Annotated in this window: 16 protein-coding genes; all 16 read right to left on the reverse strand. The window is 33.6% G+C overall.

Features of this window, described 5'->3' with window-relative positions:
* Position 1: 1 nt before the first annotated feature.
* The 16 genes from hisH to BM238_RS06165 all read right to left on the reverse strand — a co-directional run bounded on the left by hisH (position 2) and on the right by BM238_RS06165 (position 14426).
* Positions 2–616: an imidazole glycerol phosphate synthase subunit HisH gene (hisH, locus tag BM238_RS06090; RefSeq protein WP_090079318.1), complete on the reverse strand. Its 615-nt coding sequence runs from the start codon at positions 614–616 to the stop codon at positions 2–4.
* Positions 613–1659 (reverse strand): N-acetyl sugar amidotransferase, encoded by a 1047-nt coding sequence (locus BM238_RS06095; RefSeq protein ID WP_317040682.1) that lies wholly within the window; start codon positions 1657–1659, stop codon positions 613–615. The genes hisH and BM238_RS06095 overlap by 4 nt, the downstream gene beginning before the upstream one ends.
* A gap of 199 nt (positions 1660–1858) precedes the next feature.
* A complete protein-coding gene (locus tag BM238_RS06100) occupies positions 1859–2875 on the reverse strand; it encodes a glycosyltransferase (RefSeq protein ID WP_090079319.1) in 1017 nt (338 codons plus the stop codon).
* On the reverse strand, positions 2853–3857 hold the full coding sequence (locus tag BM238_RS06105) for a glycosyltransferase family 4 protein (RefSeq protein WP_090079320.1): 1005 nt from the start codon (positions 3855–3857) through the stop codon (positions 2853–2855). The genes BM238_RS06100 and BM238_RS06105 overlap by 23 nt, the downstream gene beginning before the upstream one ends.
* 1 nt (position 3858) lies before the next feature.
* Positions 3859–4971, reverse strand: coding sequence for an EpsG family protein (locus tag BM238_RS06110; RefSeq protein ID WP_090079321.1), 1113 nt, complete (start codon positions 4969–4971; stop codon positions 3859–3861).
* 64 nt (positions 4972–5035) lie between these two features.
* Positions 5036–6523, reverse strand: coding sequence for an oligosaccharide repeat unit polymerase (locus BM238_RS06115; protein WP_090079322.1), 1488 nt, complete (start codon positions 6521–6523; stop codon positions 5036–5038).
* A gap of 12 nt (positions 6524–6535) precedes the next feature.
* Positions 6536–7531, reverse strand: a complete 996-nt coding sequence (locus BM238_RS06120; RefSeq protein WP_090079323.1) for a CgeB family protein — start codon at positions 7529–7531, stop codon at positions 6536–6538.
* Position 7532: 1 nt separating this feature from the next.
* Positions 7533–8429, reverse strand: a complete 897-nt coding sequence (locus tag BM238_RS06125; protein WP_090079324.1) for a glycosyltransferase family 2 protein — start codon at positions 8427–8429, stop codon at positions 7533–7535.
* Between the two features lie 41 nt (positions 8430–8470).
* Entirely contained in the window at positions 8471–9280 is an 810-nt protein-coding gene (locus BM238_RS06130) for a glycosyltransferase (protein WP_090079325.1), read from the reverse strand.
* Complete coding sequence (locus BM238_RS06135) at positions 9277–10764, reverse strand: O-antigen translocase (RefSeq protein WP_090079326.1); 1488 nt, start codon at positions 10762–10764, stop codon at positions 9277–9279. Before BM238_RS06135 ends, BM238_RS06130 begins: the two co-directional genes overlap by 4 nt.
* A gap of 41 nt (positions 10765–10805) precedes the next feature.
* On the reverse strand, positions 10806–11492 hold the full coding sequence (locus BM238_RS06140; RefSeq protein ID WP_090079327.1) for an acyltransferase: 687 nt from the start codon (positions 11490–11492) through the stop codon (positions 10806–10808).
* On the reverse strand, positions 11493–12593 hold the full coding sequence (locus BM238_RS06145; protein ID WP_090079328.1) for a DegT/DnrJ/EryC1/StrS family aminotransferase: 1101 nt from the start codon (positions 12591–12593) through the stop codon (positions 11493–11495).
* A complete protein-coding gene (locus tag BM238_RS06150; RefSeq protein WP_090079329.1) occupies positions 12590–13126 on the reverse strand; it encodes a GNAT family N-acetyltransferase in 537 nt (178 codons plus the stop codon). Before BM238_RS06150 ends, BM238_RS06145 begins: the two co-directional genes overlap by 4 nt.
* A gap of 8 nt (positions 13127–13134) precedes the next feature.
* A complete protein-coding gene (locus BM238_RS06155) occupies positions 13135–13623 on the reverse strand; it encodes an acyltransferase (RefSeq protein ID WP_090079330.1) in 489 nt (162 codons plus the stop codon).
* Positions 13616–14032 (reverse strand): sugar 3,4-ketoisomerase, encoded by a 417-nt coding sequence (locus BM238_RS06160; protein ID WP_090079331.1) that lies wholly within the window; start codon positions 14030–14032, stop codon positions 13616–13618. The genes BM238_RS06155 and BM238_RS06160 overlap by 8 nt, the downstream gene beginning before the upstream one ends.
* On the reverse strand, positions 14022–14426 hold the full coding sequence (locus BM238_RS06165; protein ID WP_090079332.1) for a sugar 3,4-ketoisomerase: 405 nt from the start codon (positions 14424–14426) through the stop codon (positions 14022–14024). The genes BM238_RS06160 and BM238_RS06165 overlap by 11 nt, the downstream gene beginning before the upstream one ends.
* Positions 14427–14466: the final 40 nt, after the last annotated feature.

Raw genomic sequence — 14466 nt, forward strand, 5'->3', positions numbered from 1 at the left:
TTTAAATTTTTGCAAAATTACGCAATAATAATTCACCGGCCCTATGACTTTTTTCAGGATGAAATTGCACACCAAAAATATGATTTTTCCTGAATACAGAGATAAATTTTCCTTCGTAATCTGTTACTGATATTGCCTCATTTTCATTTTTGCAAACTACATGGTAACTGTGTAAAAAATAAAATGATGCATCAATTTCAATTTCGTTAAAAAGCGCATCACCATTACTATTTTTAACATTATTCCAACCCATGTGAGGAATTTTTGTCTGGTGTTTAATTTTTGAAACATCAAATTTCTTCACTTCAGCATCCATATATTTAAGACCTGGCTGAATTCCCTCTTCACTTGAATTGGCCATGATCTGCATTCCAACACAAATACCTAATATCGGTTTTTTTTGTATCAAAATGAGTTCATCTAATTTTGTTCTCATGCCGGATTTATTTAAAAGATCCATCGCATGATCAAAATGACCAACGCCCGGTAAAATAATGCGTTGGGCATCTTCTAAATCATCTTTACTTTTTGCAATTTTAGTTTTAATATTAAAATTTTCATAAACATTTGAAATTGCTTTAATATTTCCCAAACCGTAATCTATAATTGTGATCATCGGAATAGTCTTTTTTCAATTCCCAGTCTGGTCAAAACACCAGAACCGAGATTTATAAGCCATTTTTTATTTTTATAATCATTAAAGGTTTTATTTTTAGCTGCAAATAAATTTTGAAGTTCTGCTCGGGTAATATTTAATTTATCGGCAATGTATCCAAATTCTTTTTGATGAAATTCTGGTGAAAGTTCCGGTTTGGTGATCTTTTCAAGCGCTTCTTCTCTTGTCATTTGTTTAGTCATAATTAAACTGGAGAAATGCGCTTTTCTGCGATCATAACCAAATTTTTTCTGTAACCAATAGTCTTCAAAGAATCTTGTGAAGCGGGATTCGTGATGTTTGTGTTGAAAAGGTTTCCAGTTAAATTTTTCATTAAGCAGTTTTTCTGCCTCAGCTTTTTTGTAAACCACATAATTAAGCGGTTTAAATACCTTCATTCCAAAAAAATATTTATAATAAATTTTATATCTTAGAATATCAATTATTGGAAATGTTTTTAGTTTTATTCTGCCAAATTTTGAATGAATATCTAATATCAATTTTTTATCGATACCTGGATAAGCGCCCCATTCCTCCGGTTCTTTGCAGCATTCCGTGCTGTAATTACCACCTGTAATAACATATTCTATTTTATTCTTTTTTGCAAAAGCGTAAAGCGCAGAGAAAAATGCTATATCCTGCGGAAGATCCTGATCCGGGATCTGAGATTTGAAAAAAGCGATCTGCAGATCTTTCATTTCTTCCCAGTTGATCACTTCTGTGTAGAGATCTACTTTTAAATTATTTACGAGATTTTCAATATTACTAACGGCATGATCCGTGTTCCAACCAGCATCAACATGAAATGCTAAAGGCCTAAGTCCCATGATTTCTTTTGCGACATACAATGCATACGAACTGTCTAAACCGCCGCTGACACCAATTATACAGTCAAAATCATCATTTTTTCGGTTTTTTTTGATTTTTGCAGCAATTTTCATTAACTCATCAATTTTTCCTTCGCCATAATTCCAGTGGGGAAGAATATTTTTTTGAAAGTTAATGTAATGATCACTTTAACCTTTTTCATTAAAGGTGATTCCGATATCGGTCGTGTCCATTATAGTTTTAGTACAAATCTGCTTTTGCCTCATCATTAATTACCGTTACTTTAAAAATCTGCTATAAATATAGTATTTTCAATAAAACTTTGTAATCTAATTATAGTTTTATCATCAAATTTTAGTTTGTTTTAAAAATGTTTTATAAAATTTCTATTAATTCCTTAATATTATTTTCTACTAAACTTTTCGACATTTTCGTTTCTGAAGTCACCGCATAAGAAAAAGCATCTTTTATAGAATTTTCATCCAAAGGGTCAAAAGTGAGCGTTGGTTCACAAACGGCATAAATATATGGCAAATCTGCACCAATCACTTTACAACCATTTTCTATGGCTTCCACAATACCAAGACCGAAACTTTCGGCTAAAGAAGGAAAGATCAGAAATTCACAGGATTGGTAAATTTTACCTAAAGAATCGCGGTCAACAAAGCCAATATTTTCTATCGGATAATTGGCCTGCTTTTTTTCCTGAACCATTGTGCAAAGTTCTGCAAAATCCTCACTTACGGTGATGATCAGCTTGCCAGATTTATTTTCATCATAAAAGGCGCAAAAAGCGTTGATCAATCTGACATGGTTTTTATGTGGAGGCGCACTGCTGATGAAGACAAAACTGTTTTTTTCACGCGTCACATTTTCGACTTTTTTAATTTCCGGAAAGTAAGGCAAAATTAATAGCGTTTCATCTTTGCTGTGGTATTTATTCTGAAAATTTTTCTTTATGACATCCGTTTGAAGAATCCAGTAATCTGTATTTTTAAATAAAAAGCGCAGAACCATTCTTTTTAAGGAAAACATAATTTTATGAACCGTAGGCGTATCTTTCGGTACTTTAATGTAAAGCTGCTGATGAAAATAAGTGAACACTTTTGCTTTCAAACGGATATTTGGTGGAAGATCGCCGAAGCAGAGAACTGAAGAAAAACGGTCTTTAAATTTTCTGTAAAAAAAATGTCTTTTAACAATAGAGCCTTCCAAAAACAAAACTTCGTTCCTTGTATCTTTCAAATAAGGCACAGAATCCTCTACCCTTTTATCTAAAAGATAAAATACCTTTTTACCGCTTTTTTCCAGTTCGACAATAAGATAATCGAGTAAAATCTTTCCGCCACTGTTGTTTATGTACATGGCATCAATCAATAATTCCGGCTCCATCTGCTATTTCTTTGTATAAATTAATATATTTCTGCGTGATCTCTTCCGGTAGAAAGCGCTTTGCATTTGCAAAACCTTTTTGCACAAGTTCACGGCGCAAATTTAAATCATTTATCAATAATCCAAGTTTATTTTCAATATCATCTTTGTCAAGCGGATCTACCAATAAAGCAGCATTGCCGGCAACGGATTTCATTGGTTCAACATCAGAAGTGATCACGGTACAACCTGCGGCTTGCGCTTCTATGATGGGCATTCCAAAACCCTCGTATAAAGACGGAAAGCACAAAATATCTGAAATCTGGTAAAGTTGCTCCAGTTCCTGATCAGATATAAACTTTTTTAAGGAAAATTTGGCAGAACTTTCTGCAATTAATTTTGTCTGTTCATCGCTCAATTCTCCAACAATTGTGATATGGCATTTCAAATTTTTTGAAGCCTGCAAAACGCGCTCAATATTTTTATTACTTCTCGTCCCGACCAAAAGTAAATTTGTTTCTTCCGCAGATTTTTCAACAACTTCTCTTTTGAATAAACCGAAAGTAAGCGGATTGGGAATGACCCTGATTTTATTTTCAGCGTTCGGGCAATATTTTAAAATCTCATCTTTGGTTTTTTGAGAAATTACCGTGATATATTTTAATTTCCAGACGGGTAGATAGATCCAAATTAAAAGATACATTTGCTTTTTCCACCAGGAATTATAACTGTCGGCGCTCACATTATCGTGAATGGTAAGAACTGTTTTATTATTATTCAGAAATATAGCTGCCCAATGAATATCGCCAGTAATATGATTAATATCGCCCTGATTTTTTTTAAAGAACCACATGGCTTTAAACATTTGGGAGAGTGGAAAAGGATTATTAATAATTTTAACAATAAAACCTTTTTCACGTAACTGCAATTGTATGACGGAAAACACCTTTTCGATACTGATCCTTTCAGCAATGAATTGTCGGTTAAAAAAATGTATTTTCATATTAATGCATATTTCGGTGGTAATCTGAGTTAAAGAAAAGGGTTTTGTAGGGAACAAAAAGATCGGGATAAACACCAATAGATCTATTAACCACTACTAGACTGTATATTAAAAAAAGACAAGCTGTTATCAAAATCATTTTTTTACTCTTTAGTAAGTAAAAAACATAGGAAAGGAGAACAGGTTCAAAGATATTGAAGTAAAAACTTCCCCTGCTGATCATTACCGTTAAAGTTTTTGCAAATATTAAATAAAAGCACAGACTTAAAAAATAAATATTGAAGATTAGCGTGAACTTCGGCTGTAATTTTAAAATTCTTTCTCTTAAAATAAAAAAGAAAGTAAAAATTGTAATCCTCTTCAAAAATCCTAAGGTAGAAATAGGTTTAGAATCATGCGCGGCAATATCAAGATACTGCTTGACTTTAAAAGCTGAATAATCACTGAAACTACCAAAAAATGTAAAAATTTTGAAAGGAAGTTGGGTGTAGCCAACCATTAAAGAAAGTGCAACAGCCAAAATCATCAACCGACTGTCTAATTTTTTTGTTAAAAAAACGAAAGAAATAAGGAGAATTGAAGATGTATGAAACTGAAAAGCAATCAGAATGCAAAGAAAATAAGCCCATAATTTTTTTTCATAAAGATAAAAGACACTTAAAAGACCAAATGCCGCGGCTAAAAACTGGCGATTTGCGCCCCAGGTTCCCATGAATGTGGCATAAAAAATAACAATTGCTACAAAAAAATAAGGGGTAAAATAGCGGTAGGTTTTCTGCAAAAGCAGAAAAAAAAGCGTGGCATGAACAAGTAAAAAGAAAGTATAATCAGAAATGGCAAATTTAACACAGGAAACAATCAAATTGTAGCCGGGCTCATAACCATTTTCATTATTAACTAAAGGGGTGGATAAATTTTGTGTGTAGAAATGCCTTATGTATTGCTTCCAGTCTGTGCCTGTTTCCCAGCGAAAGCCGAGTTCCAGAATACATATCCCGACGGCGAATATGATCAATAGATTTTTGTAAAGCGGTTTTGCTGTTAATTTTGGAAAAAGTATTTCTAAAAAAACCGGAACAAAAAGCAGTAAAATTGTGATAAAATAAAAATACATTGTTCTGGTTTTTTAAAAAAAGATTGCTTTGAAATCAGATCACTAACAGAGCATGAAAAAAGTTTTAATATTCATATACCAATTCCGTAACATCTTTTCTTTCATTTTTAAAGAAAATTTTGACAAAAACAAGACAGACAAAAATACTTATCAGTTGTCCTGCGATCATGAAGTAAATATCATTTTCGACGGTGATCATGTTAAAAAGCGTTACCAAAGAATAGACAAAGTAAAAAGGCGTTTTTGTGGGTAAATAATACTGGATATAACTTAAAAAGCATCCCAATAAAAAAAAACTGATAAAAACATACACTTCACCTCCCTCAAAATAAGCCCATCCAAATGTGGTAGGTGTAACGGAACTTCCCAAAAGACCCAAAACCATGTAATTTAATTTTGCACCTATGTCGCTCGTTGGTTTACTTGGAATAAGCTGTCTGGGCACGAACGAGACAGGAAGATACGGATATCTATCCATGTGTTTATATTCCGTCCAAAGTTGTTCATTTTCAACCGAGTAAACAAAAATATTGAACATAGAAAGTCTGCTATTCAATGCCTTTCCCGTAGATTCATTGCTTTCAGATTTCTTTTCGCTACCCGTTATTGTGGAGTTTACTGCATTGCCCAAAAGTTCCAAGCGACTTTTCCCTGTATCTGTACGCAACTGATCGCGGTATTGTGTAACAACGGGAAAAACAAGTAGCACAATAGGTATTGCCACAAGCACAATAACTTTAGGAAACTTGTTACCTGCCGCCAAATAAAACAACAGCAATTGTATGCAAATTATAATAACAGGCCCTTTGGAACCAGCATATAATGTAGAAAAGATATATAATATAAAAAATATTTTGAAATATCTGTTAAATCTTAAATCCTTGTCTTTATTTAAAAACACAACCGCAAGATAGCTAAGGATGATCATCGGCGCAAGAAAACCGTAAAACTGTAATACGGCGGAAAATGGACCTAACGCTGCGCCTTCAATATTTTCGACACTATCCGCATAACCTGATATACCGGTGGCAACCATTACAATAAGAATAAAAAGGTAGATGTAAGATATAATTATAAATAAGTTTTTCCTTTTTAAAACCAGATTGGAAGTTGCTGAAAAAGTGATCCGGCTTTTTATAAGGCTCAGCTTCTTTAATTTTAATCTGAAAAGAAGATCAGCAAAATCAAGCGCAAGCATTCCGATGATGATGGTCAAAAGACTTCTGATCACATAATCAGGATTGATGAAATAAAACTGGAAAAAACTGTTCTCAGCAGAATCGATATTATCTGCAATGCTGAGATAATTTAAATTTAGATAAACAAATGCCGCAATTTTAAAAACATTTATAAACCTGACCATCTTATATTTATAAGCGGTGTGCAAGAAAGAACCCACAGAAAGCTGGGTTATTACAGCGGAAAGTATCAGTTCAAAAAAAATAAAACTACGGTCCGTTACGATCATCAGATAAACCGCCCGGCTTAAAAAAATAAACCACACGAAAAAAAGCGATAACTGATAATATTTTAAAGAGAATTTAAAATTCATAATAAAAGTACGTTATAAAAAACCCAGAACTTCTTTTATTCTGTGCTCATAAGTATGGTTTTTATGAAAATGCTTAATTTGCTGATCTGCAATGCTGTAGCGCTCTTCAGGGTGAACCAGATAATATTTTATTTTTTCTACTGCTTCGCCAATAGTTTTGTAAGTAAATTTCTCTACATCAACCGCAGAATATTCCTGCAAAGCAGGTTTATAATCGCAGATCTGGAAACCGCCAATACCATAAATTTCAAAAAATTTCACATTAGCTGAGGTAATTTCGGCGTAATGAAAGTTGTTAAAAATCACTTTTGAACCATACAGAACTTCGGATTTTCGCTTTCCGGTAATAAATTCGTTCTGGAAATTATCTTCAATTTCCTTCCGGGGAAATCTTTTATCCGGCGTTCCAAATAAACTGACTTCCAAACCATTTTTAATAAGTTCAGAAACCATCGCAGCACGGTATGGATACATGGTACCAAAACCCACTACATCAATATTTATTTTATCTTCCAACAATTTTCGGTCAGTCTCTGCGGGCGGTACATGAAGCCTTGCATTTAGAGCTTCGGGTAAATAATGCGTATTAAGGTTCATTTTATTTTTCATAAAATCAACCATAAAGTGATCTTTTGTAAAATAGGCATCATAAGGTGAGGCAAAGATCTGCTGATGCTCCAGCGTTGTGAGCTGATCCGGATTGATATGAAAAACAGGAGTATTTGGGAGGGCTGTTTTTATCATCCGGATACATTCCGGATTTATAAAGCGGTAAGTTCCTATCACAAGATCCGGCTTTTGCTCCACGATCTTTTCTGCTATTTTTTTAAAAACTGAAAGATCATATTTGGGGAAGAGTTTTGTTGCCCAATAATTGAAACGGTAAGGAATTTTAACGACATCTTTAATGTCAATATGAAAAACCTCATGACCTAAAAAAACCAGAGAATCCTGTAAATGGTATTCTAAACTGTCAAAATCTTTACTTCCTAATAAGGCTACCTTCATATTAATACGTTTTTCTAACTGCAGTTTCAAATTCTGCTTTTTCCTCTTTGGTGTAATTTTTACTAAAACCGCTAAGATATAAATAAAATTTATCCCAGTATTTGTACGCACCAAAATTATCGGGATCATTTTTCCTCAAAAAAATATTTTTGCTGGTGTGCACTATTATTCTCTTTCTGTTATTATAGCGTCTGATTGCTTTCCCACTGCCATCTTCCAGATGGATGATCTCTGTGCCGGAATAGATAAAACATTTTAAACCCAGGTTTTTCAGACGAAACTGAAGATCACTTTCTTCGTAATACATAAAAAAAGCCGGATCGAAACCGTTTAATTGTTTAAAAACTTCTGCCCTCATCATTAGATCTGCGCCGATAACGTAGCCGATCTCATAAAAATTCTTTTCAGTGTTTCGTTCCTGTTGGGATTCTTTTTTGGCAAAATATTTAATTAAAGGTATTACGCTTTTGTGTTTTTCAATTTCTGTTTTACAGCTAGGCATCACAGAACCATCTCCATTAAACTGCCCTTCATTGTTAATGAGTGTACAGCCGAGACTTCCTATCTTTAAAGTTTCTTCGTTCTCTGTAAAAAAATGGTGGAGTTTTTCTACTGAATTTTCCTTAAAAACTGTGTCAGAATTTAGGAAAAATAAAAAGTCGCCCGTCGCAGTTTTTGCCCCCAGATTATTGGCTCTGCCAAAACCAAGATTTTCCGGTGAATAAATATATTGTATTAAAGTATTATTTTCAAAATAAACCTTACTGCCATCTGTAGAAGCATTATCGACTAAAATAATTTCGTAATCAATATTTTCTGTGAATTTTACAACAGAATTAATACACGCACTGGTGAGGTCTTTTGTGTTATAAGTAACGATGATAATGGATACTTTCATACGAAATATACTTTGAGGAAAATTTTACATTTAAATTTCCTTTATTTTTTGACTTTTGCAAGATTTTTATAAATAATTAAACCTGCCACTCTCTTTATAATCTTTGCCTTACGTTTTATTCCAGGAACTTTGAAAAATAATTTTCCATAGGTTTTTAAAGCATCAGCATGGAGCGCGGGGTTTTCACCCGACGTATTGCTGTCGTGGATTCTATATTTGGATACCACTTTATCAAAAAAAAGTATTTGATTTTTTGAAGCGGCACTGATATAAAAATAAAAATCTTCACCTTTTAGATCTTCGGGAAATTTTCCGGTTAGTGAGAATATTTTCCTGTCCATCATCATTACTGCGCCGGAAATAGCGAAATTAAATAGTATTTCATCTAAAATTCCCTTTTCCGTTGCATACTTTTCGGTTTTGGCTTTATGAAAATCTCTAAGCATACTTTTATGCGTCACGATTCCGTTGCTATCAATCACTTCGGCATCTGATAAAAGTAGTGTTTTATCGCTGTTCTTCAAAATTTTCACCCGTTCAGTAACCGTGTTGTTCGTCAGCAAATCATCACTGGCAACCACTACAAGATATTGACCTGCGGAAATATTCACCAGTTCATTAAGAGTCGCACAAAATCCTTTATTTTCCCTGTAAGAAAACTGCACATTTTCTTCCGGGTTATTTTTAATCCAGTTTTGGATAATCTGCACGGAATTATCTTTTGAACCATCATCAATGATCACAATTTGTTTATTGGAGTAAGAATCCGCTTTGATGGAATCCAGCGTGTGACTTACGTACGCAGAATGATTGTAGCAGGAAATGAGAAAACTTACAAGTGGCTCCATCATTTATTTTTTTTTAAAATTTTATTGACCTGATCTTTTATGTTGATAATACGGTTAAGATTATATGCTGAAAATACGGTGGTTGCCATAATTAAAAGTAAACCGGTTCCGTAGGAAATTAAATCATTTGATATCGTCTTCATGACAATTAAAGCGGCGAGCGCAATTATAAACTGAACAGCGAAAATCTTTAAAAATTCGCGGTTAAATTTAAAATCGTATTTTAATTTGGCAATAAAATACATTTGAACTAAATGTAAAGCATATCCTAAACCAAAGGAGTAACCTAACCCTTCTAAACCCCAAAAATAGAATCCGACACAACTAAAAGCTGAGTGATAAATATTTGCAACAAGTTCACTCCAAAAAAAAACTTTTGTGTCATTTTTAGCAATCACAATAAACCCAAGCAGCCATGCCGCTGCTTTAAAAAACATTCCAACCATTGCAAGCTGCATCATGGATTCTGTCGGTAAAAATGCTCTACTGTATAAAATAATTATAGCAAAATTAACGAAAACCACGAACGCCGTAAGTATAGGGCCTAAAATTATTAATGCTACATTTCCCTGCTGATTAACTATCAATGAAAATTTTGATTTATCATAAATTGATGCAGATAAACGAGGAAAATAATCTGTAGCCATTGCTGTAAAAACGATGCCAACGTAAGAATTGATAATTCCAAAACCCGCAGTGTAAAAACCAACCTGCTCCAGACCGCCAAAACGAGTGATAAAAATTCTGACACCATAAGAGCATGCGGTAGCTATAATTCCACTTAAACTTAAAAAAAATCCCAGTTTCAGCATTCCCTGCCCTTTTGCCCAGGTTTCTTTAAAATTAAGATTTGGTAAAACAAATTTTAATCTCGCATAGAAAAACTGCGTTACAATTAAAGTCATGGCAGACATCACGATCATCGCCGGCACAATGCCTTTAATTCCATAAATAAAATAAAGCGGAAAAGTCACTACCAATGAGATAACAGAACTTGCCATATTGGCATATGCCAGCCATTTTAGTTGTCTCGTGCCCTGTAGTACCGCATCTTTACCAAGGGTCAACTGACCAAGAAAAAGCGTTACTGATAGTAACACAAAAGACCAGGTATAATCGTAATTATCAAACGTCAGTTTAGAAAGTAGAGGCGAGAGAATTAACGTTAAAATCATCCCCAAACCGCCTGTGTACCAAACCAGTTTATTTAACACACCTGAAATTTCCAGTAATTTTCCCTGATCGGCTTGTTCATTGGCGTAAGCGATATCTTTTATACTGCTCGCGCCCAAACCAAAACTGGTGACGGAAGTGATCAAGCCAATTGTTGAGGTTAAAAGTCCGTACAAACCGATACCAATTGGCCCGACTATTACCGCAATAAATTTTGCGCGGAGTATTGAGATCAGAATATTAAAAACCTGAACACCTCCAAAAATTGAGGTTGCCTTAAATATCTGTTTATAAGAAGAGTTTTCCTGAGACATTTTAAAATTTTAAATATGTAATTGTAAAATTTAATTAATAGCTAATTAGTAATATCTCTATTCCATGAAACATTTTCTCTCACAATTTTTGCCGGATTACCTGCTACTAAAACATTATCTGGATATGATTTATTGATAATTTTACTTTGTCCGGCTACAATACAATTATTTCCAATAGTAGAGCCTTTCAAAATATTTACATTGTTTGCTAACCAAACATGATTACCAATTTTTACCTCTTTCTGATGTTCTTGGCCTGCTATTGAGTGCCAATCTGAATCTGTAATAAAAACCTGCCACGCACATAAAAAATCTTCTCCTATTGTAATTTTTTTATTAACCATCACGATTGAGTTTGCAGTGATACCAGAACCAGATTCAAATCTTCTACCGCCAATTTGTAAAAAAGCAGATTTTTCCAAAAATATTCTCACTCCATTACCTATGACGAAATCACCTTTAATATCTAATAAACTTTCTTCTGCTAAAGATATTACAACATTCTCTGTACCTGATATGTGAGGGATAATATTCAGAGTTCCTCGAAGAATAAATTTTGAATTTTTTCCTTTTATAAATTTGAATTTTAAATAAGGATCACCTAAACTGATTTTTCCGCCTCCATCATCAACATAAATAGCTGTGTAGTATACCGATTTTATTTTGCAGATAAAAATTCTTAATGCTAAAAATGGATTTAAAATTAAGAATAGAATCTTTCTTAACATTTAAAGTGAATTTAGGGCTGAAATAACTTCGGAAACTTCGTCTTCTGACATCACAGGACTGACAGGTAAACTCACGACCTCATCATGAATTTTCTCTGTTATCGGAAAACTTAAATTATTGTAGTATTTATAAGCTTTTTGTTTGTGTGGCGGAATTGGATAATGAATTAAAGTCTGAATTCCTTTTTCTAAAAGTTTATCCTGAATATCTTTTCTATTTTCTGTGCGGATGACAAATAAATGCCAAACATGCGCTTTTGGATCGGTCGGCAAATGAGGAAGCGTGATCTTTGAATTATTAATTTCCGAAACGTAACGTTCTGCTATTTTTCGGCGCTTTTCATTATCTGCGTCAATATATTTTAATTTAACATCAAGAACAGCAGCCTGAATTTCATCCAGACGGCTGTTTAAACCCTGATATTTATTAACATATTTTTCATCAGAACCATAATTCGCTATAGCCCGGATAGTTTTTGCCAAAAGTTCGTCTTTACACGTTACTGCGCCGGCATCGCCCAACGCACCCAGATTTTTACCCGGATAAAAACTAAATCCTGCAGCATCACCCAGATTTCCGGATTTTGTACCGTTCCATTCTGCACCGATCGCCTGCGCATTATCTTCAATTATCTTTAAGTCGTGTTTTTTAGCTAAAGCTTCTAATTCTTCCGACCAACAAATCTGTCCATACAGATGAACAACCATTATTGCTTTTGTTTTTGGCGTAATTAGGGCTTCAATTTTTTTAACATCTAAATTGTAATTTTCAATATCCGGTTCTGCAAAAACAGGTTTCAAACGATTGTCAGTAATGGCTAAAAGCGAAGCGATGTAAGTATTTGCCGGAACAATCACTTCATCTCCAAATTTCATTTGTCCAAGCTCTAAATAAGATTTAAAGATCAATCTTAAAGCATCCAGACCGTTTGCCACGCCAATGGCATTTGGCGAACCCGTATATTTTGATAAATGGTTTTCAAAGTTTTTCACTTCATTACCTAAAAGATACCAGCCGCTACGGAAGGTTTCTAAGAGTTTTGCTTCAATTTCTTCCTGATACTGAAGATTTATTTTTTGTAGGTCTAAAAATTTGATCATAACTTATTAATTGTATGGAAATTTTGAAACTTGACAAGCATTTTTTCAAAATCATCTTTAAAAAATTCGAAATATACGTCTGTGTCTGTTTCTTTATAAATTTTTGCTCCGTATGATAAATGAAAATTTATCACTTTTTTATTATCCTTTCTTACTTCAAATTCGGCTTTTTGCAATTTTAAATCGTAGAAAGCAAAATTATACGTTAAAATAATACTTTCAACTGCAATAACCGGTGAGGTATGTTTTTTTATTATCCACCTTCCGCAGGTAAAAATTTGATCCTTAATATCGTATACTCCTCCCGTTCCTACTTTATCACCGCTTTTTGATAATAACATCAAATAATAATCATTTTCTTTTTTTATTTGGTCGGAGATCCAATTTTTTTGTTTTTCTAATTGAGGTGACGTCGTATTAAGGTATTTGTTAAGCTCAGGATTAAGCCGTAATTCCAGGATAAATTCTGCATCATCAACAACAACCGATCTTATAATAACATTCTTACCACATAAATTTCCATTTAAAATCATTTTTTAAATTAGATTTTATTTGTAATAATGCCATTACCGTCAATATTTCCCTTATGTTTAGCAGGATTACCAAACCATACCGTATTTGCTGGGACATTCTTTGTAACAACACTTCCAGCGCCAATTAGGGCGTTTTCACCAATAACATTTCCCGCGATGATAGTTGCATTCGCACCAATTGAGGCGCCTTTTTTAACTAAAGTTTTAGCAAAAACTTCAGGATATTTTTTTGATCTCGGTACAAGGTCATTTGTGAAAGTCACATTTGGACCAATAAACACATTATCTTCTAAAGTGACGCCATCCCAGATCTGAACGCCTGGTTTTATTGTAACATTATCACCGATCACAACATCGTTTTCAATCAAAACCTGACAGTTAATATTACAATTATCTCCTATAACAGCTTCTCTTAAAACAACACAAAATTGCCAAATAAAGGTATTTTCACCAATATTTTGAGATTGTACGTCTGCAAGTGGATGAATTTTAGCCATTTTTTCGGTAATTTTTAAAATCGTCGTAATCTCTTATATAATCATTCTCTATATATTCCATTGATGCTAACACCAAGCAGATACTTCCGCTGGAAAATCCTTTCATTTCCCGCCATATTCCAGGCTTTATGTGAAGTGCCATATTTGGATGATTCAGGAAAATTTCTTTTTTGTTCATTCCGTCATCGAGGATAAAAGTGAATGAACCACTTGCCGCAACAACGTATTGCTGAAGGTCATAATGAGAGTGACCGCCTCTTTCTGCACCCATCGGTACATCATACAAATAATAAATTCTTTTAATATCAAAAGTAATATTATCACCATTTTCCAATACCGTTAAACTTCCACTTTCATTATGAACTATAGGAAGTTCTACCAAAGTGCAGTCTTCTACATTATATTTCATTCCTTAAAGTTTTAAACCGGTCAAAATCTCGTATATAATCATCCGCGTCGAAATGCTTGTCTGAAACAATTAAAGCCAAAGAATTAGTGGAAAAATTTTCTAATCTTCGCCAGTACATTTTTGGAACATATAAACCATCATAAGATCTATTTAAAGAAAATTTTGTTTCTTTTTCACCATTGTTTATTATTACATCAAAACTGCCTGATAATGCCACAATAAATTCCTGCTGCTCCTTAAAAGCGTGACTTCCTCTCACTTCTCCACCCGGAACATCGTAGATCCAGTAAGTGCGGGCGATCTCGAACGGTAACTGGTTTGGATGTTCGAAGAAAGATAAATTTCCGCGTTTGTCCAAAATTTTTGGAAGACTGATGATTTGAGGTTTCAGCATTTTAATTATTTAAAAAACATTTAAACAGACTTTATAGAAA

It is taken from the genome of Halpernia frigidisoli (assembly GCF_900113805.1).
Classification (GTDB): Bacteria; Bacteroidota; Bacteroidia; order Flavobacteriales; family Weeksellaceae; genus Halpernia; species Halpernia frigidisoli.

Bases quoted from the DNA above. Each gene is read 5' to 3' on its own strand.
- hisH (WP_090079318.1), bottom strand. From the start codon at position 616: ATGATCACAATTATAGATTACGGTTTGGGAAATATTAAAGCAATTTCA.
- BM238_RS06100 (WP_090079319.1), bottom strand. From the start codon at position 2,875: ATGGAGCCGGAATTATTGATTGATGCCATGTACATAAACAACAGTGGC.
- BM238_RS06105 (WP_090079320.1), bottom strand. From the start codon at position 3,857: ATGAAAATACATTTTTTTAACCGACAATTCATTGCTGAAAGGATCAGT.
- BM238_RS06110 (WP_090079321.1), bottom strand. From the start codon at position 4,971: ATGTATTTTTATTTTATCACAATTTTACTGCTTTTTGTTCCGGTTTTT.
- BM238_RS06115 (WP_090079322.1), bottom strand. From the start codon at position 6,523: ATGAATTTTAAATTCTCTTTAAAATATTATCAGTTATCGCTTTTTTTC.
- BM238_RS06120 (WP_090079323.1), bottom strand. From the start codon at position 7,531: ATGAAGGTAGCCTTATTAGGAAGTAAAGATTTTGACAGTTTAGAATAC.
- BM238_RS06125 (WP_090079324.1), bottom strand. From the start codon at position 8,429: ATGAAAGTATCCATTATCATCGTTACTTATAACACAAAAGACCTCACC.
- BM238_RS06130 (WP_090079325.1), bottom strand. From the start codon at position 9,280: ATGATGGAGCCACTTGTAAGTTTTCTCATTTCCTGCTACAATCATTCT.
- BM238_RS06135 (WP_090079326.1), bottom strand. From the start codon at position 10,764: ATGTCTCAGGAAAACTCTTCTTATAAACAGATATTTAAGGCAACCTCA.
- BM238_RS06140 (WP_090079327.1), bottom strand. From the start codon at position 11,492: ATGTTAAGAAAGATTCTATTCTTAATTTTAAATCCATTTTTAGCATTA.
- BM238_RS06145 (WP_090079328.1), bottom strand. From the start codon at position 12,593: ATGATCAAATTTTTAGACCTACAAAAAATAAATCTTCAGTATCAGGAA.
- BM238_RS06150 (WP_090079329.1), bottom strand. From the start codon at position 13,126: ATGATTTTAAATGGAAATTTATGTGGTAAGAATGTTATTATAAGATCG.
- BM238_RS06155 (WP_090079330.1), bottom strand. From the start codon at position 13,623: ATGGCTAAAATTCATCCACTTGCAGACGTACAATCTCAAAATATTGGT.
- BM238_RS06160 (WP_090079331.1), bottom strand. From the start codon at position 14,032: ATGAAATATAATGTAGAAGACTGCACTTTGGTAGAACTTCCTATAGTT.
- BM238_RS06165 (WP_090079332.1), bottom strand. From the start codon at position 14,426: ATGCTGAAACCTCAAATCATCAGTCTTCCAAAAATTTTGGACAAACGC.